The sequence below is a fragment of the Bacillus sp. FSL K6-3459 genome (assembly GCF_038003305.1).
GTDB classification, from domain to species: Bacteria; Bacillota; Bacilli; order Bacillales; family Bacillaceae; genus Bacillus; species Bacillus pumilus_O.
The window spans coordinates 3,140,973-3,163,308 of record NZ_JBBOOW010000001.1; the positions used below are offsets into that span (position 1 = coordinate 3,140,973).

Annotated in this window: 25 protein-coding genes; 2 read left to right on the forward strand and 23 right to left on the reverse strand. The window is 38.7% G+C overall.

What is annotated here, in order from left to right:
* Positions 1-106: 106 nt before the first annotated feature.
* From prfB to MHI35_RS16180, 23 genes are all read right to left on the reverse strand, one after another.
* A protein-coding gene (gene prfB / locus MHI35_RS16070) for a peptide chain release factor 2 (protein ID WP_144523401.1) occupies positions 107-1,208 on the reverse strand; the annotation gives its coding sequence in 2 pieces (ribosomal slippage) (positions 107-1,135 and positions 1,137-1,208; 1,101 coding nt in all).
* Positions 1,209-1,275: 67 nt separating this feature from the next.
* The gene (secA, locus tag MHI35_RS16075; RefSeq protein WP_144523402.1) at positions 1,276-3,801 is read right to left on the reverse strand and encodes a preprotein translocase subunit SecA; all 2,526 of its coding nucleotides are present in this window, start codon (positions 3,799-3,801) and stop codon (positions 1,276-1,278) included.
* Positions 3,802-3,987: 186 nt separating this feature from the next.
* Positions 3,988-4,551: a ribosome hibernation-promoting factor, HPF/YfiA family gene (hpf, locus tag MHI35_RS16080; RefSeq protein ID WP_003213481.1), complete on the reverse strand. Its 564-nt coding sequence runs from the start codon at positions 4,549-4,551 to the stop codon at positions 3,988-3,990.
* A gap of 189 nt (positions 4,552-4,740) precedes the next feature.
* Positions 4,741-6,426: a methyl-accepting chemotaxis protein gene (locus tag MHI35_RS16085; RefSeq protein ID WP_144523403.1), complete on the reverse strand. Its 1,686-nt coding sequence runs from the start codon at positions 6,424-6,426 to the stop codon at positions 4,741-4,743.
* A 32-nt stretch (positions 6,427-6,458) separates the two neighbouring features.
* A complete protein-coding gene (locus tag MHI35_RS16090) occupies positions 6,459-6,839 on the reverse strand; it encodes a hypothetical protein (protein WP_012011419.1) in 381 nt (126 codons plus the stop codon).
* Between the two features lie 13 nt (positions 6,840-6,852).
* Complete coding sequence (fliT, locus tag MHI35_RS16095; protein WP_211063632.1) at positions 6,853-7,194, reverse strand: flagella biosynthesis regulatory protein FliT; 342 nt, start codon at positions 7,192-7,194, stop codon at positions 6,853-6,855.
* Positions 7,191-7,595 carry a flagellar export chaperone FliS gene (gene fliS, locus MHI35_RS16100; RefSeq protein ID WP_058013567.1) on the reverse strand — a complete coding sequence of 135 codons (405 nt, stop codon included), beginning with the start codon at positions 7,593-7,595 and terminating at the stop codon, positions 7,191-7,193. The genes fliT and fliS overlap by 4 nt, the downstream gene beginning before the upstream one ends.
* A gap of 17 nt (positions 7,596-7,612) precedes the next feature.
* Positions 7,613-9,127: a flagellar hook-associated protein 2 gene (locus tag MHI35_RS16105; RefSeq protein ID WP_144523405.1), complete on the reverse strand. Its 1,515-nt coding sequence runs from the start codon at positions 9,125-9,127 to the stop codon at positions 7,613-7,615.
* Positions 9,128-9,147: 20 nt separating this feature from the next.
* Positions 9,148-9,489: a flagellar protein FlaG gene (flaG, locus tag MHI35_RS16110; RefSeq protein WP_211063633.1), complete on the reverse strand. Its 342-nt coding sequence runs from the start codon at positions 9,487-9,489 to the stop codon at positions 9,148-9,150.
* Positions 9,490-9,651: 162 nt separating this feature from the next.
* On the reverse strand, positions 9,652-9,876 hold the full coding sequence (csrA, locus tag MHI35_RS16115; protein WP_211063634.1) for a carbon storage regulator CsrA: 225 nt from the start codon (positions 9,874-9,876) through the stop codon (positions 9,652-9,654).
* Entirely contained in the window at positions 9,870-10,304 is a 435-nt protein-coding gene (gene fliW / locus MHI35_RS16120; protein WP_144523408.1) for a flagellar assembly protein FliW, read from the reverse strand. Before fliW ends, csrA begins: the two co-directional genes overlap by 7 nt.
* A gap of 28 nt (positions 10,305-10,332) precedes the next feature.
* Positions 10,333-10,911, reverse strand: coding sequence for a DUF6470 family protein (locus tag MHI35_RS16125; protein WP_340992695.1), 579 nt, complete (start codon positions 10,909-10,911; stop codon positions 10,333-10,335).
* A 48-nt stretch (positions 10,912-10,959) separates the two neighbouring features.
* Positions 10,960-11,871, reverse strand: coding sequence for a flagellar hook-associated protein FlgL (gene flgL, locus MHI35_RS16130; RefSeq protein ID WP_144523410.1), 912 nt, complete (start codon positions 11,869-11,871; stop codon positions 10,960-10,962).
* Between the two features lie 9 nt (positions 11,872-11,880).
* Entirely contained in the window at positions 11,881-13,401 is a 1,521-nt protein-coding gene (gene flgK / locus MHI35_RS16135) for a flagellar hook-associated protein FlgK (protein WP_144523411.1), read from the reverse strand.
* 15 nt (positions 13,402-13,416) lie between these two features.
* Positions 13,417-13,899: a flagellar protein FlgN gene (locus tag MHI35_RS16140; RefSeq protein ID WP_034660146.1), complete on the reverse strand. Its 483-nt coding sequence runs from the start codon at positions 13,897-13,899 to the stop codon at positions 13,417-13,419.
* 17 nt (positions 13,900-13,916) lie between these two features.
* Positions 13,917-14,180 carry a flagellar biosynthesis anti-sigma factor FlgM gene (flgM, locus tag MHI35_RS16145; RefSeq protein ID WP_144523413.1) on the reverse strand — a complete coding sequence of 88 codons (264 nt, stop codon included), beginning with the start codon at positions 14,178-14,180 and terminating at the stop codon, positions 13,917-13,919.
* A gap of 79 nt (positions 14,181-14,259) precedes the next feature.
* Positions 14,260-14,679, reverse strand: coding sequence for a TIGR03826 family flagellar region protein (locus tag MHI35_RS16150; protein WP_335349257.1), 420 nt, complete (start codon positions 14,677-14,679; stop codon positions 14,260-14,262).
* A gap of 56 nt (positions 14,680-14,735) precedes the next feature.
* Positions 14,736-15,422: a ComF family protein gene (locus MHI35_RS16155; protein ID WP_335349256.1), complete on the reverse strand. Its 687-nt coding sequence runs from the start codon at positions 15,420-15,422 to the stop codon at positions 14,736-14,738.
* Positions 15,419-15,712, reverse strand: a complete 294-nt coding sequence (locus tag MHI35_RS16160) for a late competence development ComFB family protein (protein WP_335349255.1) — start codon at positions 15,710-15,712, stop codon at positions 15,419-15,421. The genes MHI35_RS16155 and MHI35_RS16160 overlap by 4 nt, the downstream gene beginning before the upstream one ends.
* A 66-nt stretch (positions 15,713-15,778) precedes the next feature.
* Complete coding sequence (locus MHI35_RS16165; RefSeq protein ID WP_335349254.1) at positions 15,779-17,158, reverse strand: DEAD/DEAH box helicase; 1,380 nt, start codon at positions 17,156-17,158, stop codon at positions 15,779-15,781.
* A gap of 119 nt (positions 17,159-17,277) precedes the next feature.
* A complete protein-coding gene (locus MHI35_RS16170) occupies positions 17,278-18,120 on the reverse strand; it encodes a DegV family protein (protein ID WP_144523417.1) in 843 nt (280 codons plus the stop codon).
* Positions 18,121-18,337: 217 nt separating this feature from the next.
* Positions 18,338-19,027: a two-component system response regulator DegU gene (degU, locus tag MHI35_RS16175; protein ID WP_008348273.1), complete on the reverse strand. Its 690-nt coding sequence runs from the start codon at positions 19,025-19,027 to the stop codon at positions 18,338-18,340.
* 64 nt (positions 19,028-19,091) lie between these two features.
* Positions 19,092-20,267 (reverse strand): sensor histidine kinase, encoded by a 1,176-nt coding sequence (locus MHI35_RS16180; RefSeq protein WP_003213166.1) that lies wholly within the window; start codon positions 20,265-20,267, stop codon positions 19,092-19,094.
* Between the two features lie 221 nt (positions 20,268-20,488).
* On the opposite strand from MHI35_RS16180, the gene MHI35_RS16185 reads away from it, so the two are divergent.
* Both MHI35_RS16185 and MHI35_RS16190 read left to right on the forward strand, forming a co-directional pair.
* Positions 20,489-21,157, forward strand: a complete 669-nt coding sequence (locus MHI35_RS16185) for a YigZ family protein (RefSeq protein WP_012011434.1) — start codon at positions 20,489-20,491, stop codon at positions 21,155-21,157.
* Positions 21,142-22,233: an LCP family protein gene (locus tag MHI35_RS16190; RefSeq protein WP_335349253.1), complete on the forward strand. Its 1,092-nt coding sequence runs from the start codon at positions 21,142-21,144 to the stop codon at positions 22,231-22,233. Before MHI35_RS16185 ends, MHI35_RS16190 begins: the two co-directional genes overlap by 16 nt.
* Positions 22,234-22,336 lie beyond the last annotated feature (103 nt).

The window sequence follows — 22,336 nt, forward strand, 5'->3', positions numbered from 1 at the left end:
TGCTAATTTCATCATACAAAGGATATAGAGTCAGTATGGCGTATGTATTCCTTTATATTCATTATATTTTCTCACAATAAAAAAAACCCGGCAAGAAGCCGAGTTTTTATGATAATTTCGAACGTAAATATGCGTCGATAAATGAATCTAAATCTCCATCCATGACCGCTTGGACATTTCCCATCTCCGTATTGGTACGATGGTCTTTTACAAGAGAATACGGATGGAATACATAAGAGCGAATTTGGCTACCCCAGCCAATTTCTTTCTGCTCTCCTCTAATTTCATCCAACTCAGCTTGCTGTTCTTCGATCCGTCTTTGATAAAGTTTCGATTTCAGCATTTTCATCGCACGTTCTCTGTTTTTGATTTGTGATCTTTCTGTTTGGCATGTCACCACGACATTGGTTGGAATGTGTGTGATACGAACGGCAGAGTCAGTCGTATTGACGTGCTGTCCACCAGCGCCGCTTGCACGATACGTATCTACTTTGATATCTTCTGTTCGAATATCAATATCGATTTCTTCATTGAACTCAGGCATGACATCACAGGAAACGAAAGAAGTATGTCTACGGCCAGATGAATCAAAAGGAGAAATACGAACCAAACGATGGACACCTTTTTCTGCTTTTATGTAGCCGTATGCGTTATGCCCTTTGATGAGCAATGTGACAGACTTAATTCCTGCTTCATCACCAGGAAGATAATCAAGCGTTTCAACCTTAAAGCCTCTGCGCTCTGCCCAACGAGTATACATTCTCAGAAGCATAGAACCCCAATCCTGTGATTCAGTACCCCCTGCTCCTGGGTGAAGCTCAAGGATGGCATTGTTTTTATCATATGGTTCACTTAAGAGAAGCTGCAACTCAAACTCGTTAAATTGCTTGGTTAAATTCTTCAGCTCTTTCTCAAGCTCTACATGAAGCTCTTCATCATAATCTTCCTTTAATAGGTCATGTGTCATTTGCAGCTCTTCATGAGATTCACTGAGCTCATGGTATGCATTCACATTATCCTTTAGTGCATTGGCTTCATTGATGACGCCTTGTGCCTTTTGCTGATCATTCCAAAAATCAGCCTCTGACATTGTCGCTTCGAGTTCTGCAATTTTGGCTTCTTTTGTTTCGAGGTCAAAGAGACCCCCTAAAATCAGCTAGCCTGCTAGCCATATTTTCAAGCTCTTGTCTAATTTCTACTAATTCCATATCCTTCACCTCATAGATGTATGGGGGCTGACATGAATAGAAAGAGGTTTTCACCTCTTTCCATTACTTATTCTGTCTTCCCATGACAATTTTTATATTTCTTGCCGCTTCCGCAGTGACATGGTGAGTTTCGACCAATGTCTACGACTTTACGTACCGGCTTCTTTTTCACTGTCTTCTCCTCATCACCCTCTTGAGGCTGATGAGCTGTTGTTTGACCTTGAACGACTTCTTCACGTTCTAAGTTGTTTTGGATTTCTGATTTCAAGACATATTTGGCCACATCATCTTCAATTGAAGCGACCATATGCTCAAACATCGCAAATCCTTCCATTTGATACTCACGAAGCGGATTCGTTTGTGCATACGCACGTAAATGAATTCCTTGACGCAGTTGATCCATTGCATCGATATGATCCATCCACTTTGAATCCACCGCACGAAGAACGATAACTTTTTCAAATTCTCGCATTTGTTCGTCACCATATGTTTCTTCTTTTGCATCGTATTTTTCTTTAATACGATCCATAATGAAGGAGGTGATTTCATCTGCTTCTTTACCGTAAACGTCCTTAACCGAAATGGCTCCTTCATCTAAATAGTTCGTGTTGATTAATTCAACAAGCCCATCTAGTTTCCATTCTTCCGGAAGCTCTTCTTTCGGCGTATAAGAACCAACAGCGCGCTCAATTGAAGACTGAATCATATTGATCACAATCGATTTTAAGTTATCAGAATCAATGACTTCAAAGCGCTGCTTGTAGATCACTTCACGCTGCTGACGAAGCACATCGTCATATTGCAGAAGCTGTTTACGAGAATCAAAGTTGTTCCCCTCAACGCGTTTTTGAGATGATTCAACGGCTTTAGACACCATTTTACTTTGGATAGGTGTAGTGTCATCCATGCCAAAACGGTCAAGCATTGCCATCGTGCGCTCTGCACCAAATCGGCGCATCAATTCATCTTCCATGGAGAGATAGAATTGGGTAATCCCTGGGTCTCCTTGACGACCAGAACGTCCACGAAGCTGGTTATCAATACGTCGTGATTCGTGACGTTCTGTCCCAATGACAGCTAGACCGCCAAGTTCTTTGACGCCTTCGCCAAGCTTGATGTCCGTACCACGTCCTGCCATATTGGTCGCAATGGTGACGGCACCCTTTTGACCAGCCTCTTCAATAATTTGTGCCTCACGCTCATGGTTTTTCGCATTTAACACTTGATGAGGAATCCCTTTATTTTTAAGCAACTTAGAAATAAGCTCAGATGTCTCAACCGCTACTGTTCCAACAAGCACTGGCTGCCCTGTCATATAGCGCTGCGCAACATCTTCAGCCACTGCTTTAAATTTACCTTCCATTGTGCGGTAAATTAAATCAGGTCTGTCATCACGAACGACTGGTTGGTTGGTTGGGATTGTCACAACCTGCATGTTGTAAATGTTACGGAATTCTTCTTCTTCCGTTTTCGCTGTACCGGTCATACCGGAAAGTTTTTCATACATGCGGAAGTAGTTCTGGAACGTAATCGTTGCAAGGGTCATACTTTCGTTCTGCACTTCGAGACCTTCTTTTGCCTCAATGGCTTGATGCAGACCTTCACTATAACGGCGTCCTTTCATGAGACGTCCTGTGAAAGAGTCAACAATAACGACTTGACCTTCTTCAACAACATAATCCACATCTTTTTGCATCGCAACATGTGCCTTTAGCGCCTGTGCGATGTGATGGTTCAGTGCGACATGTTTGACATCAAATAAGTTCTCGATGCCGAATGCTTTTTCCGCCTTCGTCATTCCGCTTTCTGTCAGCTGTACACTTTTTGTTTTAATATCATATGTGAAATCATCTTCTATTTTTAATGTACGAACAAATGCATTCGCTTGTACATAGAGCTTTGTAGATTTCGCAGCTTGTCCAGAAATGATAAGCGGTGTTCTCGCTTCATCAATTAAGATGGAGTCAACCTCATCAATCACGGCATAATGAAGCGGTCTTTGAACCATTTGCTCTTTGTAAAGCACCATGTTATCTCGTAAATAGTCAAAGCCAAGTTCATTGTTTGTTGAATACGTAATATCAGCGGCATACGCTTCTCTTTTTTCATCTTTGTCTAAGCTGTTTAAGTTTAAACCAACCGTTAAGCCAAGAAATTCAAAAATCTTGCCCATTTCCTCTGCATCACGGCTTGCCAAATATTCGTTTACTGTCACAATGTGGACGCCTTTTCCAGATAGAGCATTTAAATAAACAGGCATTGTTGAAGTCAACGTTTTACCTTCACCTGTTTTCATCTCAGAGATGTTGCCTTCATGAAGCGCGATCCCCCCCATGAGCTGCACCTTAAATGGGAACATTCCTGTCACACGGCGTGATGCCTCGCGAACCGTTGCAAATGCTTCAACCAATAGGTCATCCACGGATTGTCCTTTTTCTAGTTTTTCTTTAAATTCGATCGTTTTATTTCGTAAAGCCTCGTCAGATAATTTCTCAAAATCTTGAGCAAGAGCTTCAATTTCATTTGCTTTTTTTTCATATTTGCTGATCGTACGTTTCGTAGGATCAAACACTTTGTTTAAGATTCCAAGCATATAATAACGCTCCTCTATTTCATGCAATTTTTCGGCATGTCCAAAAGATTGACAGGTCCATATTTACCTGCATTTATCATACCATACCTTCCTTCATTTCCAAAGAATTTGCAATGATTTCGCACAAAAAACCCGCCCCTCATAGAGGGAACGGGTTTACTTTTTTTAGGTTGTTTTTAGATCAGATTAAGCGTTTGGCTCGATGAGTCCATATTTTCCATCATTTCGGCGATAGACCACATTGGTCAAATTTGTCTCAGCATTAGTGAAGACGAAGAAACTATGACCTAACATGTTCATTTGAAGAATGGCCTCTTCGCTATCCATCGGTTTTAAATTGAAACGTTTTTGTCTGACGATTTCTGTTTCATCAATTTCTTCGTCATCCTGAACAGCTACATCAGCCGTCCCATTTCCTCCAGCAAATAAGTGCTTTTTGGCACCTTGCTCGCGGAATTTACGGTTTACTTTTGTTTTGTGCTTTCGAATTTGACGTTCTAATTTACTGGCTGCTAGGTCTACTGCATTGTACATATCTTCATTATGCACCTCAGCTCGAAGTGCTAGATCAGTCATTGGAATGGTAACCTCAACTTTAGATTCTTGATCATTGTAAAACTTCAAGTTTACGTTGACTGAAGCATCTACGTCTGTTTCAAAATAACGCTCCAGCTTTCCAATTTTTTTCTCGACATGATCTCTTAGTGCAGGTGTTACATCGATGTTTTCTCCTCTGACATTGTAATTCATGTAAAGAACGCCTCCTTTAAAATTAAGGATATGTAAACCTATTTCTACTTTTCCCTCCTTTTCTCCTGCTCAAACGTAAAAAAAATGTGAATATTTATTGAAATTTGTCGAATTTTGCGGTGCTTCAACTGTTGCTTGATAGGTGATGAATATATATTCGGCTCATTCTTAAAAAAGACCAGCACACATTTAAATGGTGAAAGATGATATTGATGTTTTCAGCGAATGAGATAAGGTTTTTAAGTCCTCCGCCGCTGCTTTCATTTCTTCATTTGCTGCCAATGATTCTTCAACAGCTGCAGACATGTACTCCGTCTCTTCTGAATTGCGTTTGGCTCCTTCTTCAATGACACCAACCGTCTGAGATATTTCCTCTGTACTAGCTGAAATCTCCTCTGCAGTGGCTGAAAGTTCCTCTGCTTTCATCGAAATATCACGAATAGATTCTAGGATTTCATGAAAACTCTGTTCTGACAATTGCGATACTTTCACACCTTCTGCTACATCCTGCTCAACCTTTGTCATCGAATGTGATGATTTTTCAGTATCTTTGTTCACGTTCGCGAGCAATTGACTAATTTGATCTGTTAGCTGACTAGATTCTTCAGCCAGTTTTCTCACTTCATCTGCTACTACCGCAAATCCTCTCCCATGTTCTCCCGCTCTTGCCGCTTCAATAGCAGCATTTAAAGCAAGCAAATTCGTTTGGTCAGCGATGGCATGGATATGACCCAACAAATCTTCAATGCCAGTGAACTGGGCTTGTACATGAGCCATTGTGGAATGGTGCTCGTTTACGGACGCTTTGATAGAGCTCATTTGTTTTACGAATTGCTGAATAAGTGCTGCACCCTCTTCAGCCTTTTCAGTCACTGAAATTGAGTGACCCGAAACATCGGATGTGTGTTCAGCTGCATTTTGCATACCAGTCGATACTTCTTGAATGGCGGAAGCTACTTTTCCGACCGCGTCTGATTGTTCACGTGATGCTTCACTTACCTGTTCAATCGAACTAGATGTCTGCTCGCTAGCCGATATGGTTTGATGAATGGTTTCCTCAAATTGGGCAGCAGAATCAGCTAATTGTCTTGAGCCATGTTGCACCTGTAAAATGAGTTGTCGTAAATGTTTTGTCATTTGATTAAAAGCGGTACCGAGTTGACCAATCTCATTTTTAGAGGTCACTTCAATCTCTTCAAGTGTAAGATCACCATCTGCCATCCTTCTCGCAGCATTTGTGACAGACACAATTGGCTTTGTCATACGATAAACGAATCTTGTCCCAATCAACAAAAAGCCAACAATAATGACTCCACTAACTAGAATGAGAGTGAATAGTAATTGATTACTGTCTTGGTTGAGCTGTTTGATTTTTTGGTCCCGTTGCTTTAACTGCGTTTGAGCAAATTCTTTTGTAAAGGTATGTATTTCTTGTTCGATAGGTTGTAATTCTTGGTTGAGGCGTGTGTTGAATTCTTTTTGATTGTTAGTATTTAATGAAATAAATAACCTTTTTGTGGATTCATAGTAGAGTTCATTCTTTTGAGATATTTTTGTTAATAATTGTTTTGCCTTTTTGACTGTACTAAGTTTTAAAGCCTCCCCTGTTGTTTTATTGATATCAACATAGGTTTCTTCAATTTTTTGCGATATTTCCCTGTCTCTCATGACAACATATGTTTTAATTTGTGCTTCCTGCTTTTGCAAAAGTGCCTCTAATTCTAACGAGGTCTGATAAAGCTTCACTTCTTTGCTAAGAAGCGTCTTATAGGATTGATCTGTTTTGTAATAGATAAAGCTCGAGAAACCTAAAATACTGACAAACAATACACATATGACAATAAGCCCAAATAAAAATTGATTTTTTAGTCTCATAATTTCCTCCGACAGTCTGAATTGAACAAAAATTAATGAATGACATACGGCCTCATACAGGCATGTATTTCATCCATCCACTTTCTATATTCAGGTATAAAATATGATTTAAGGAATGATTGGAAGTGTATTGAAGGGAATGTATAGAAAGCTAGTATATCAAAACTTAAAAAAATTTGATCAAATGAACGAATCGTTTTGGCAAAGTGCTCATTTTCTATAATTGAAAGCAGAAGGGGATGTGTTGTGTCTAAATGAAAGAAGGCATGGATCAGATCATTAAAGATCCGATCCCCTTCAGTCTTAGCAAAATCCTTCTCAATTTCATCTAAATATTTTAGACTCTCTTCTATCGTAAAAAGAAGTTCATAATATGTGGTTAATAAAATATAGTCATCTGAACGATACGCCACAGGTCTCACCTAATTATTTCCGTTTATCGTAATATACGCCGTCACTCGTCATAGGCTGGTATGGATTTTGATAATTCAGCTGTTTCGTTTTCTTTTTTTGAATGGCTTGAATATCTGCTTTGATCCCATTTTGGATCACCGTTAATTGCTTCGCCATCTGTTGATCTGTTTGGATAATTTCTTTAATTTTTTCTTTTTCTTGCTCCGTCAGCTCATGCTGAATATCTCTCATTAATTCGTCTCTCTCAATTAAAAAGGCATCAAAGTCTTCAACCAAGGTGTCACTTTGCGGATTTGCCGTTATTTCGGCTGCCATTTTTAACGTTTGGTCATGCAGCTGGTCCACAATACTCATAGAGATCCCCCGATAGAGTGGTGACGCCCTTTTCGATCGGTTTGAATAACTTCCTTCCACGCATCACGAAAATCAGTTACGTATTGCTCTACTTCATTCAACATCTCTTCGTCATTTTGAAGATTGGCTTCAATCAGTCTGCGATAAATGTAATCATACATACTTGCCATACTCTTTGATACGTCATAAGAACGATTTAAGGTGACATTTAATTCTTGAATGATGTTTTGAGCCTTTTTCAGGTTCACATTTCTCGTTTCTGCATCCTCTTTTTGAATGGCATACTTCGCTAGTCTAATGAACTTTAAGCAGCCTTCATAAAGCATAAGCGTCAACTCGGCAGGTGTTGCAGTCTCAATAGAATTTTTCTGATAGGCGGCATAAGGGTTCTGAATTGCCATATGTTATAAACCTCCAATTATTGTCCAAGCAGTTGAGAAAGATAGCCAGATTGGTTGTTTAGCTTTTGAATCGCGCTATCCATGGCGTTAAACTTTTTGTAGTAGCGGGCTTCAACAAGTTTCAAACGATCTTGGAATGTATCCATTCGTTTTGCTAAAGAATCAAGGTCCTTACCAAGGACGTATTCCTTTAATTGCATTGTCGTGCTACCAGCCTTTTTTTGAATACTTTTCGTAAAGGCTGTTAAGGAATTTTGAACACGATAAATGATTCCTTGTTCTTTATATTGCTGCTGCGCTTTGTCTTTATCTTTTGAATCGACATTTAATTTACCCGAGATAAACATTTGACTGACATTCTGAGGGTCAGCTTCAATTGCTTTTCTTAATTTCTCTTCATTAATTTCAAGCTTCCCGCCATCTTTATATTTATTTGAAGTGGTAATTCCAATTTGTGTGATTTGAATTTTATTTGCATCACTTGTCGTAATCTCAGCATAAAAATCACTTCTTATTTTAGAGGCACCACCTCGTAAAATGGAATCACTTCTCAGCAAGCCAGACTTCGCTGTCGTTTCCCACAGCTCCACTTCTTTGTCAGACATTGCTTTTTTCTCTTCTGCTGTTAAAGGATGATAGTCTCTATTTCTTTTTTCATTAACTTTGCCATTGACTTGCTCAACAAGCTCATTGTATTTATCAACAAATTGTTTAATTTTATCAAAGATTGTATCGACATCTGTTGAAACGTTTAAGCTGACAGGCTTATCGGTCGTCCCTTTTAGCTCGTACGTAATACCAGCTTGCTCAAATGTATTATTGTTATTTTCCATTTTCAGACCATTAATCTCGTATTGTGCTTTTTGCCCCTGAGTGGTCGCAACTAATTTGTTATCTCCATCCACTTGGAAACCTAATTGAGTGAAGAATGAAGCTGAATTACCATCAGTTGCTTTAATGCTGACACCTTCACCTGTTGTCCGTGAAGTGAGAGCGACCGTATCGACATAGTTAGATCCGTCAAAGATCTGTCCTTTGTAGGCCGTCACACCTAATTGTGAGTTGTTCAGCTTTTTCACGATGTCATCAATTGTATCGGTATCAGTAGTATTGATCGTCACCGTTTTCGGTTTCGTCGAATCTGGTGTCGTCACCTCGAATGTAAACGTGCCATTTGCAGGTGTAAAACCAGAAGTACCAGACGATTTGAAGACAGAAGCTGTCGCTAGTTGGGTAACATTGATTGAGCCCGAGGCAGCATTTGTTGATCCAGTTGCTGTGACTGCAGATTCATTTGAGCTTGTCACTTTTTTGGCGCCATATGTGCTTGGACGACCTAATTCTAATTTGTAGATCAAATCATCTAATTCTTTGACTTTTGAGGTAACCTCGCGATAGCTGTCTCTTTGCCATTCAAGTGTTTGTTTCTGGCGTGTCATTTTATCAAGTGGTGCTTGCTCAGTTTTCATGAGTTTTGACACGATTTCATCAATATCAAACACATTTGAAAATCCAGTAATTCGATTGACCATTTTTCATGTTCTCCCTTCACTTACATTCTTTTATCTACAAATAAACCGACAATTTCTGTCATTGCCGCATAGAAATCAAGCCATTCCTTAGAAGGAATCTCTCTAATGACTTCTTCTGTTTGGTTATCTACGACTTTGACATAATATTCATTGAGTTTTTCATGTAATTCAAATTGCAGATGAAATTGAGTGGGTTCAATGAGCTTGTTTGCTCCTTGAAGCGTTTTTTCAATTTCTTCTTTTGAAACGACCTTACCATTTGCTTGTAAATCAGCGTTTACATTGTCTTTCTGGTTATTAGAAACACGGGTTTGAAATGCATCGATAATTGGCTCTAGCGATGTCAACTTACCAACAGACATAGTTATTCAGCTCCTGTGCTTTAATCTATCTTTTATATCGGCTTGGAATTGTCAAATTAAATATAGATGGACAGATTTGTTAAAGTTTCGTATAGATCATAAAGCACCCAAATCAGAACGCTTTCATACGGAGAAGGGCAGCTGAATCAGATAAAAAAATCCTCACTTTTTTTGTGAGGATAATTGAGAGAGGAGATCTAGCGATAAACTCGCAGCACGACTATTCTCTTCTTGAATAGAAAGGTACACTTCTTTCCTGTGAATATCAATGTGCTTAGGAGCTTCAATTCCGATTTTCACTTGATCGCCTTCGATTGAAATAATCTTGATTTCAATATCATCGCCTATTTGAATCGACTGGTTTAATTTACGCGAGAGAACTAACATGAGGATGCCACCTCTAACAAATGTTTTGTATGATAAGCTGAATCATGCAAAATCACCTGCTTGGCTTTCATGTTTTTCCGGTTCACGATAATAGGCGCTCTTAAATTGGCTGTCGTTTTTTCAATAGATGATTCCATTGTTAAGATCACCATGACTTCCACATCATTAGCATCTTCTACTTCCAAAATATCTACGACCGTCTCGTCTAGATCGAATTCATATTGGTTGAAGAATAAAAACGGACTGCTGACAATAAAGCCTAACTCTGCGTTTTTCAATGATTGAAGAACTAAAAATGGTGACTCTTCTGATAAAGGTAAAATGACAAACTGTTTTTGATCTAGAAATCCAGGTATTCCATTAGAGAAGTTGATCATTTGCTCCTCTTTAATTGTCACTTCACCATGGTATTTTGTTTGAATGATCATAATTCACGACCTTTTTCATTTTTCTTAACTATACCTTATCACCATTTTGGCCCGTTTCGTCAACTTCTATTTTTAAATTTGGGTACTGTAACATATCAATATTGACCTTACCTGGCTGGTAGTTAACGATTGGTTTATGAGGCGTTGCCTCTATAATAGCTTTTTGAGGCTCAACATCAATTTGAAGCTCAGATGGCTGATAGTGAATTTTCACACTAAAGAACGAAGGGATCACACCAATATTGAATTGTTTGGCTGGAGGAGCGCCATTGATTTTGGCAAACTCGGCAATTGCATTCCCACCATTCTCGATCTTGATGAGTTCACTGCCTTCTTCCGCTCTTCGACCCATTCCCTCTCCAACAGCACGTTTCCCCTCGGCTGCCCATTCCTCAGAACGCCTAAAAATCGACTTGATGTCCATATCGGTGAATGCCTCAGTTTGATCTATTGTTAATTTTGACGGTGTCCTTGTGATATTCATAACAGCTCTGGGTTGCTGAATCTCAAGGTCTGCTCTTGGCTGCTCTACTTCTTGCCGAGAAGGAGTTGTCGACATTTGCAGCTTTGCATAGGTTTGTTGCATTAACAATCTAGGGATTTGCATATAGGTACACCTCCATGATGCAAAAAAGCACCCAACGGATGCTTTTTATTATCTTAAGAAATCGACAAGGGATGGCTGAATGACTTTAGCCGTTGTTGCTAAAGCTGCTCTATTCACAGTCTCTTGTTGAAGAAGATCAAGGATTGCTTTTTCACTTTCAACATCTTCATTATCGGATTTAGCATCTTTCAGCACTTGGAATTGTGAAGTCAAACGGCTGCCTACTAAGTCAACACGATTTGAACGGGCTCCTAAGTCCGATCGCTCAGCACTCATCACTTCTTTAAACTGATCGATACTTCCTAACGCATCATCAGAATTTGCGAACGTTCCATTTTTTAATGAGTTCTCTAAATCCGTCAGCATTTCAATAACATTTTGACCGCTGGCAGACTGTCCGCCAAACGCTGAAATTGGATTTGAGTTCACATTTAAAGTGATACCATCAGAAATGTTTGACTTAACAGAATTTGCATCTGTATAGTTTTCAAAGTTAAACGTAAACGTACCATCTGCGTTCTCAACAACTGGTTTGACATTTGTATTTGTTCCATTAAATACGAACTTACCTAACATCTGAGTGTTCATCGCATCAATAATTTGTTTTTTCATCTGACCAATTTCCACTCCGACAGCTGCTAAATCTTCTGGCTGCTTTGTTCCATTAGCCGCGTCAAGCACTTTATCCCGTACATTTGACATAATATCAATAATTTCAGTGACACTTGTTTCAGATGTATCAATCCAGTTTTGTGCTTCATTTAAGTTTTTTTGATATTGTTCATTCCGAAACATGGCAGTACTATATTGAAGGCTTTTTACTGCTGCAACAGGATCATCAGATGTTTTTGTGAAACGTCTCCCTGTTTGTGCTTGCTCATTTATTTTAGAAAGTTTTTCATAACTTTTACTAATATTACGAAGTGAGTTTTGAGAAATCATACCTTGTGTGACTCGCATCAGTTATACCTACCTTCCTACGACACCCATGCCGTTTATTACTTTATCCAATATTTCATCTTGTAATGTCACAACTCTCGCAGCCGCATTATATGCATGCTGAAATTGAATCATATTCGTCATTTCTTCATCAATGGAAACCGCACTCGTCGACATTCTACGTTCATTGGCTGAATTGACAAGAGCGGCTGAACTGCTTTCTAGCGTCATGTTCTTCTTCCCTTGAATTCCCATCTCAGCAATGACATTTTGGTAGTAATCCTGAATCGTTGTTGTATTGCCGCCGATTGGTAACTTTAAGTCTTGTATATTCGCTAATTTCGTAGCATTCGAACCGTCACCCTGTGTTTGATTGAGAGATGCTGCAATGTTATCTGTTGATGCTAAAATGACATCACTCACTTTAATACGAGCAGCTAAGCCTTTATTCAGATCGTTGTTATTCTCGATATCAAAAAAGTCTTGTCCACTTGTACCATTTAACGTGTACCCCTGCTTATGCACATCGTTAAATGTATCCATGAATACTTGTGCTACTTCATCCAGCTCTGCAAGCATATCCGGATACATGCCTTTTTCAGCACCATTTGACATGTAGCCGTAGGCCTCAACAAGTGCTTTTACTTTACCATTCACTTGAAGCTGATCTGCTGCAATAGTTGTTGTTCCGAATTGAAGTGAGTTAACAAGTCCCGTTGTATTATCATAGGATATTTGCAGTTCAGATTTTTCATTCGTAATGCCATTCAAAATCGTTCCAGCAGATTGTCCATTTGCACCGATAATGTCGATATTGACAGTTCCTTCAGCAATTTTGAGCGCATTCCCACCAGATGGATTGTAGCTCACTTTAATATCAACAAGTGAAGATAATTGATCTACCAACGCATCACGCGTATCATATAGATCATTTGGAAGATATCCGTTTGGTTCAACTGCTGCAATTTGTTTGTTCACTTCATCTATTTGAGATAAAATCGTGTTCACATTTTTGGCTGTTGAATCAAGTTCTGTTTTTAAATTCTTTTGTATCGTTGTTAAAGAAGAATTAAGTAGACGGAATTGATCTACTAAAGCCTGCGCACTTGTTTTAACAACTGTACGCGCAGACGCTGTATCGGCATTTTTTGTTTCGGATAGGACCTGTAATGATTTCCAAAGGTTATCAAAAGCTCTGTTTAAGCCTTCATCCGTCAAATCATTCATAACTCCCTCCATTTGTGAAAGGGCGTCAGATTTTGTTGAGTAGTAAGACAAATTATTGTTATGATCCCTGAATTGCAGATCTAAAAAGCTGTCTCGAATTCTTTCAACGGTTCCAACTTGAACTCCTGTCCCCATTTGGCCATACGTCTTGCCGTCATAAACTGAAATGACTGGATAAGGATTATCTGCTTTAAAGGTAACTCTTTGTCTTGAGTAGCCATCTGTATTTGCATTGGAGACGTTGTTTGATGTGACATAAAGCCCTGCACGCTGGGCTGTGATTCCTCTTTTTGCCGTTTCTAGTCCCATGAATGTAGAACCCATTGGTATCCTCCTTATTTACGCCTTTGAATCAAACAAAGCCCTCTGCTGTTTAGGCTTTGAACTCTCAAGACCATTTTGTCCGTAATTCATATTTTCTTTATTAGGGTTAACCAGATCGAATGTCAGTGAAATAAATTGAAGCGACTGCTGAATGAGCTGTTTGTTCAGTTCATTTACATCTTTCAGTTCCACCATGATGTCATTTAATTTGTCATATAACGAAATGAGCTCTTCTTGATCCGAACCTTCAGCCTTTTCGATACATGCTGTGATGGTTGGCGGTTCATCACTTTGTAAAAATTGAACTGTCGCTTCAATTCGTTTTTCTTCTAATTGAGAAATGGCCTGAATATATTTTTGTTCTAAATTCAGAACCTCTGAAAGAGCATCAATCTCATTGCTTTTCAGCATTTCTGTTTTATCCTTCGACAGCTTCAAAAGCTGTTCATGCAATCCATAGAGACGATGCAGCTCTTCAATGATTATTTTAACTGACATTCACGCTACTCCCTTTTTTATTGTTGTTTATAAAAATTCAGCATTTTATCAGCAATGCCCTTTGTATCTACTTGATATGTTCCGGCTTCAATGCTTTTTTTAATTTGTTCTATTTTATCTTGACGTTCTTTCATGATATTCGGCACCTTTTGCATTTCGATTGCCTTTTTAGAAATTTCGACTTTATCAGTTGATTTTGCTTGATTCGATTGCAACGTTTGTTTCTCATATGTTTTCTTGTAAGGATTTACTGGTTGTGTTCCATATCGATTAATTTTCACGGGATTCCTCTCGCTTTCCGTTACAGTCTGTCTTGATTCTAACCATTTTATCGACCAAACTGCAACTTAGTTTAGGGAATCAATCGTTTTTAGGATTATTGGCATAATAGGTGTCTTTTTTCCTAGATTCAATCTCCCTTTCACGCTCTTCTTCTTGGTTCATTTGACTTAATTGCGACTGAATGTCCTGTTCACATTGGCTGCACAGCTTGTTTTTTCTGATCGGTTGGCCACATCTTTCACAAGGATAATTGATATTCGGAAATTGACTAATTTGAAGTCTTTTCAAGCGGATAAATTTCAAGATTAATTCTTCATCAACTTCTGTTGCATCTACTATTTCAGCAATGGTTGATTGTCTATTACTTTGCTTTCGTAAGAATTTATAAACGGTATCAAAAGAACGTTCTTCTTCTTCGAAGCATTTGTTACAAACCGTTTGGATAGTCGTTTTTAAAAACAGCTGATTACATTGTGGGCAGTTTGCCAATTGATTCATAACCAAAACCCCTTACGTTATTTTCTCTTATTAATATCGGTTAATGATCCTGAATTTTAACTACGGATTAACGTAAAAGAGGAAACACTTTTGGCACCTGCTTCTTTTAAAATTCTCGCCGCATCATAAATAGTGGCCCCTGTTGTATAAATATCGTCAATTAAGATAATATCCCTTTGAACGATCGCATCTATCTGCTTGATTTGAAACATTCCTTTTTGATCTAAACGTTCATTTTTCTTTTTCTTGGACTGTTTGCTTTGATGTATTTTCACAAGCGGCTGCAGAATCGGCTGACCAAGCAAAGACGCAATTATGACGGACTGATTAAATCCTCTTTCCTTTTGTCTTTCTTTACTTAAAGGAATTGGGATCAGCACAGGTTCTTTCATTGAAAAGGAGCGCTTAAATACCGCTTGGGCATCATGTTTAAAAAGCTCAGCTAAAGCTGTATCACCTCGAAATTTAAAGCGGGAAAGGACATCTTTCATCAAATCGTTGTAAACATAGACAGACCTGTTTTTCACAAGTACTGTAGTAGAATCAGGGCGTTCTTTCCACCTGGAACAGTCTTGACATAATTGATCATTCGACTGCGCTCTCCCACAAGCTGGACAAATTGGACGTTTAATTTTTTCTAAGTGATGCTTACATGCTATACATAAACGATCATCATTTAATAGAAGTAATGATTTCCATGTAAAAGAAGCGACAAAATGCCCTTCACAAATTAGGCAAATCAATTGTTATCCTTATTTATCGGCAGACGATTTTCGCATCTTGGAAATGCAGAGACCTTTGAAGAGGCTTCTGTGAGAATGACCAACATGGCCGTATTCTTCTGTTTGTCCACCATCTCAGATTTACTGTAAGATATTTTATCAATATCTGTTATATACTGAGGCTTCACTTGATTCAGTGAAATCGCTAATACATCTTCTATACACTTTTCACAGTGACAAATCATGTTTAATTGGTTGAGATATTGATAGAGGATTTCCTTGAGTAGTGTTTCTTTAGCATTGAGTAGCATATTTGTCTCTCCTGCCATTTGTGTATTGTGAATATAAATGTACCATGAAATTTAGTTGAACCTACATTATTTTTCGGAGAACTCTTTTTCAGCTGTATCATTCATTTTTACAATATGCTTCTTTGCTTGTTTCATACTTCTCGTTAAACCAAAATGAAAAAAGAAAACATCTCCTTTAAAAAAATCGGGATGTCTACCTGCTCTACCAGAAATCTGAACAAGTGCACTTTCTGTAAAGATAGTAGATTCTGCACCTAGTACTCCCACTTGCACATTTGGAATGGTTACGCCTCTTTCTAGAATTGTGGTTGTAACTAGTACATCGTATTTGTTATCTCTAAATTGCTGAACCTTTTGTTTCCTATCTGGATCATCAGCAGACACGCCTTCTACATTTAAGTGGTGCTTTCTAAGAACCTTCGTTACCTTCTTCATAGTAGAAATAGAAGGAACAAAGAGTAAAACCCTTCTCTTTTTTGTAATATGTTTCTGCATCCAATTCATTACTGTAGGTGAAAGCTGGTTCTTTTTTAATTTCTTCTTCCAATGTCCAATCCATTGAAAGGATGGGACCGGTAAAGGTTGTTGGTGAAAGCGAAGAGGAATTTTTATAGCTTGTAGTTGTCCACCTGTTACATCTCTTATCATTTTCTTAGACGGCGTCGCACTTAAATAAACCTTAACCCCTTTCTTTCTCACTGCCTTTAAAACAGCAAATTGGAAGCGTTCATCGATTGAATAAGGAAAAGCGTCCACTTCATCAATAATGAGCACGTCAAATGCATGTTTATATCTCATCAACTGGTGAGTTGTAGCGATTACTAGCGGTGCTATTTGGAACCTTTGAGGACTTCCTCCATAAAGAACAGCTATGTTCAGTCCGTGGAATGCTTTCTTAAGCCGCGGCTCTAGTTCAAGGACAACATCAATTCTAGGTGTCGCAATGCAAACGCTCATTCCTTGACGTAAGGCATATTCTATTCCGTGAAAAAGCACCTCTGTTTTTCCTGCCCCGCAAACTGCCCAGATGAGTAAATCAGATTTGCTTTTTATCGCTTCGATCAATTTTTCTGATGCTCTTTTTTGTCCTTTAGACAAGTTTCCCTGCCATGTTAATTCTGTGTCACATGTTTCTTCTATTTGTGGACCCGTCCATTCATAAAGAAAGCCACATTCCTTTGTTTTCCCCATCATGATGCATGATCTACAGTACACACAATCTTTTTGACACTTGTCACAAGGAGAGTGGGCAAAGTATTGATTTTTTGATACACCACATCTGCTGCAAATAAGACCATTTGCTTTCCTCTCAATAGCAGGTGTTCGGATCACTAACCCTTTCTCCTCCAACCAATCTAAATCAGATTGTAAGCATCTTGTTTCAGCGGTAAGCAGGTGGCGTGACTGAAGATGCTTCCCTATTTCCATTGCTTTATCCATGTTCAATTTCAACAAACACCTTTCAATTGATGTTTGCCTATTATGCGCAAAGATATGATCTTTCGTCCAACAGCTAAAAAAGAAAAACAAAACCCCTTTTCTAAGAGAAAAGAGGTTTTTAGGATTTATCTAATGACCCAGCCAAGAGCTAAAGAGCCTTCGCCTAGATGAGTGGCGATTACGGCACCAAAATAACTTTTATAAAATTCAACATGAGGATATTTTTCAGATAAGTGCGCGATTAATTCGTCTACTTCTTCTTCTCTATTACCATGTATCAGTGTTGCTCTCATCGGGACACCACGAGATGCATCTTCGTCAAATAATTCAAACATACGTGAAATGGCTTTTTTACGTGTGCGAATCTTCTCAAAAGGGACAATTAGCTTGTTGTCAAAATGCAGTATAGGCTTTACCTTTAAGAGGCTCCCAATGAAAGCCTGAGCACCATTTAATCTTCCGCCTCTTTGTAAATGAGTTAAATCGTCTACCATAAAATAAGCTCTTTGATTCTCTTTCAGGTAATTGAGATGGGCTAACACTTCTTCTGGAGAAGCACCAGCTTGGATTTTTTCAGCAGCTTCTATCACATAAAAACCTTGCGCCATACAGCTAGTTTCTGTATCAAACGGATAAATGTCAATTCCGTCAACTAGGTCATTTGCTGAGGCTGCACTATTATATGTTCCACTAATTCCGCTAGAAAGGTGAATACTAATCACGGCATCATATGTTTCACTTAGCTTTTCATATAATTCTATTAGTTCACCGAAAGCAGGCTGAGAGGTGGTTGGAAGGTCTTTATGCTTTTTGACTTCTTCATAATATGTCTTCCAATCCATTTCTATTTCTTCACGGTATGATTCGTTGCCAAAAATGACATTAAGAGGGATCATATGAATATGATGTTTATCACGCAGCTCTTGTGGTATATAAGCAGTACTGTCTGTTACAACGGCTATTTTCATTCTTAAATACCTTCCTTATCCGTTAAGTTGCTCTTTTTTATTTCCAAAGAATGATCATTGTTATTCATTAGATTTATAATAGTAATCAAAAAAGCCTGCCTAATCAATAGGCAAGCCCGTTATATCCGAAAAAGACTCCTTATCTACCTATCATTTCTCTCCAATTAACATGTGAGAGAATCAAAAACAGGCGAAAAAGGAGTACTTGTCCGAAATATTATCTCATTTCTACCCAGCCGTTCTTAATTGCGACAACAACAGCTTGTGTACGATCGTTTACATTCATTTTTTGTAAAATGTTACTCACGTGGTTTTTGACTGTTTTCTCACTAATAAAGAGCGACTCACCAATTCCTCTATTGCTCTTTCCGTCAGCTAACATTTGAAGTACTTCGCACTCACGTCTTGTTAATATATGAAGTGGTCTGCGAATTTCAGGATACACTTCATGCTGCGGATGTGCTGAAACGCCACTAGTCGCTAGGCGTCGGAATTCATTTACTAAGTTATGAGTAACTTTCGGATGTAAATAAGATCCTCCGTCAGCTACGACTTTCACGGCTTCAATGAGCGTGTCTGCATCCATTTCTTTTAGCAGGTAGCCTCTTGCTCCTGTTTTCAATGCATGTGTCACATAGTTTTCATCGTCATGAATAGATAGAATAATGACTTTTGATTCGGGATAAAGCTCAACTAGTTGCTTTGTAGCCTCTACACCATTTACATTCGGCATATTAATGTCCATAATGACAACATCCGGATGATAGTGTTCTACGATACGTGCAGCTTCGTCTCCGTCGTCTCCTTCTGCAACTACTTCAAAAGTAGGTTCAAAATCTAAAATCCGTTTGACACCTTCACGGAATAATTGGTGATCATCAATAATTACAATATTTACTTTAGTCACAAGCTACGCCTCCCCATGTTTATTGTTCTATACCTGAACTTTATGGTCAATATGTCTTTTGTCTCTATTTTACAATTTTATTTTGCAATGTTAATGGCACGCGTATCATGATGAATGTCCCTAGACCTATTTTTGAGTCTATGGTCATTTTGCCTTCCAGTAAGTCTACGCGTTCTTTCATGCCAAGTAAACCGAAGGATTTGTTTTTGTTTGTTTTCACATCTTTCATATCAAAGCCTTTTCCATCGTCTTTGATAATTAACGTGACAAAGTCTTTCGTCACTTCTACTTTCACAGAGATTTCTTCAGCTTCGGAATGCTTTAGTGAATTTGTGACAGCTTCTTGGGCTAGTCTAAACAGTGCCACTTCAAATTGAGAAGCAATTCTTTCACTTTCTGTATCTCCTAGGCATTGGAACGTGATCTTGGTTTTCCCATCATACTCTTCGATTGTGTTTAAATATTTTCTTAGCGTCGGAATGAGACCCAGATCATCTAAAGCCATTGGTCTTAAATCATAAATGATTCTTCTCACTTCGTACAGAGCATTTCGCACATTCTGTCTGAGACTTCTAATTTCTTTAAAGCCTTCTTCTGTCCCACGGTCTCTAAAAATCCGTTCAATTAATTCGGATCGCATCATCACGTTTGCCAGCATCTGAGCCGGACCGTCATGAATTTCACGGGATACCCTTTTGCGTTCTTCTTCTTGGGCTTCAATAATTCTAAGTCCAAAATCTTGTTTTGCCTGAGCATCTTCGAGTAACACGCCAACTTGGCGTAAGTCCTGATTGAGGTAGTTGAGAACAACTGTGATCTGACTCACAAGCGTTTCAGAGCGTTCAATGACGTCTTGTAGGCTTAACAATCGTCTTTCTAGATCATCTCTTCTTTCTCTCAGCTGCTTTTCGCGCTGCTGGATCATGGTAAGTTCCACTTGCAGATTATGTGCTTTTTCGTAGGCCTCGCGTATTTCTTCTTCGCTAAATTTGTTGAAGTTTCGGCTGACCTCAGATAAGCGATTTCTAGCATGTCTCGTATGGACTTCTAGTTTATCCCCAAAATCAATTACTTCGTTTACTTGCTGCTTGATTTGCTTCAGCTCTTCTACAAGGCTTTCATATTGTTGACGGGACTGTTCGCCTATCCTAAATACTTCGTCCTTGCTGCCATCAACTGTACTTAGCATTTTCATGATGATTGAATCCAATAATTTCGGATCCATTTTAGGTGTTGTCATGGCTTTTCCCTCCCGTAACAGTGATGTCATCTTTTTTTATTATAAATGTCATTGATCTGCATTTTATGTCGAATTATAATGAAAGAATGCGTATAAATCATGAAGTTTTTTTGACGATCCTTTTTCTACCCCTATCATCATAACAAAATACGCTGTAAAATTCTAAAACCAATGCAAATTTTCTCTATTCTTACAATTTGCTTTTCAGGAGGGTATGTCTTTTGCTGAACCGCTATCTTACAGTAAAAAGTCGTGGCGAGCATGAGATCGTCATTGAAAAATCACGTTTTATTTGTCATATACAGCGTGCTGTCTCAGAAGAAGAAGCACAAGCATTTATACAATCCATAAAAAAACAACATTGGAATGCCACACATAATTGTTCTGCCTATCTCATTGGAGAACATGACCTGATTCAAAAAGCGAATGATGATGGCGAACCAAGTGGTACAGCCGGTGTGCCCATGCTTGAAGTGTTAAAAAAACGGAAGCTGAAAGATACAGTCGTAGTAGTCACTCGTTATTTCGGCGGTATTAAGTTAGGCGCCGGGGGATTGATTCGTGCCTACGGAAAATCTGTATCAGAAGCCATCAACCATGTTGGGATGGTAGAGCGCTGTTTAATGCGTACGATGCACACAACAATAGATTATACATGGCTTGGAAAGGTAGAGAATGAGCTTAGAGCCTCATCTTTTCAGCTAAAAGAAATTCATTATGCAGAAGATGTTATTTTTGAGACATATGTAGAAGAAACACAAACAGAGCAGTTCATTGAATGGATGACTGAGCTGACAAATGGAAAGAGTGTTACAAAAGAAGGCGAACTGATTTATTTAGAAAAGGACATTGGTCCGATAAAGGAGACAGATGAATGGCACAACGAGTAAAAGTGCGTGTACGAAAGAAAAAGAGTAAGAAGAAGAAAATTTTCAAACGTATCCTGGTCTTATTTTTGCTTCTTATCATCTGTATGGGTGGATTTGCAGTATATAAAATAGTCAATACACTTCAAGCCGCTGACAAAACATATGATGAACTAGATCGCGGTGAGAAATCGAAGCTTCGTGATGCGGTCATTGATATTAAAAAGAAACCTTTCTCTGTACTGTTTGTCGGTATTGAGGATTATGCTACAGATGGTGATCATGGCCGTTCAGATTCACTTATTGTTGCCACCATTAATCCTCAAGACAAAACGATGAAAATGGTTAGCATTCCTCGTGACACACGCGTACAGCTTGCAAGTGATACGACAGGTAATAAAGTCAAGATTAATGCGGCATTTGCTAAAGGCGGTAAAGACGAGACGATCGAAACTGTCGAACAATTCTTGAATATTCCGATTGATAAATATGCGACCGTTGATTTTGACGGATTCAAGGATGTCATTGATGAAGTCGGTGGAATTGATATCGATGTGCCATTTGACTTCAATGAAAAAAGTGATGTAAAAAAATCGAAAAAGATTTATTTCAAAAAAGGAAATATGCATTTAAACGGGGAAGAAGCACTTGCTTACGCACGGATGAGAAAACAGGACCCACGCGGTGATTTCGGACGTAATGATCGTCAGAAACAAATTTTACGCGCAATGATTGATCAAATGTCGAAGGCAAATAACATCGCGAACGTCGATAATATCGCGAAAGAAGTCAGCGATCACATTACGACCAACTTCCGTATCACAGAAGGTCTAGCCCTTCAGCAGATCTACAGCGGGTTTAAGGGAGACGACACAGAAACACTTTCTGTTAAAGGGTCGGATCTTTATTTAGGACCAAATCGAACGTATTACTTTGAGCCAGATCAAACCAATCTAGCCAACGTACAAAATGAATTACGGACGCATTTAAAGCTTCCTACTGAATCTTCGCCTGAAACAGATTCACAAACGAATCCATCCTCTGGTGAAACAGGGTCAAGTGATTCAACTAATCCTTCGACCAACACATCAGGCCAATAATAAAAACAGCCCAGTTCCTAGGAACGGGCTGTCAGCTTGTAAAGAAACTCATGTTTTTCTACAGGCTTTTTTATTTTCATCGTAATTATGATGGATGAGATTA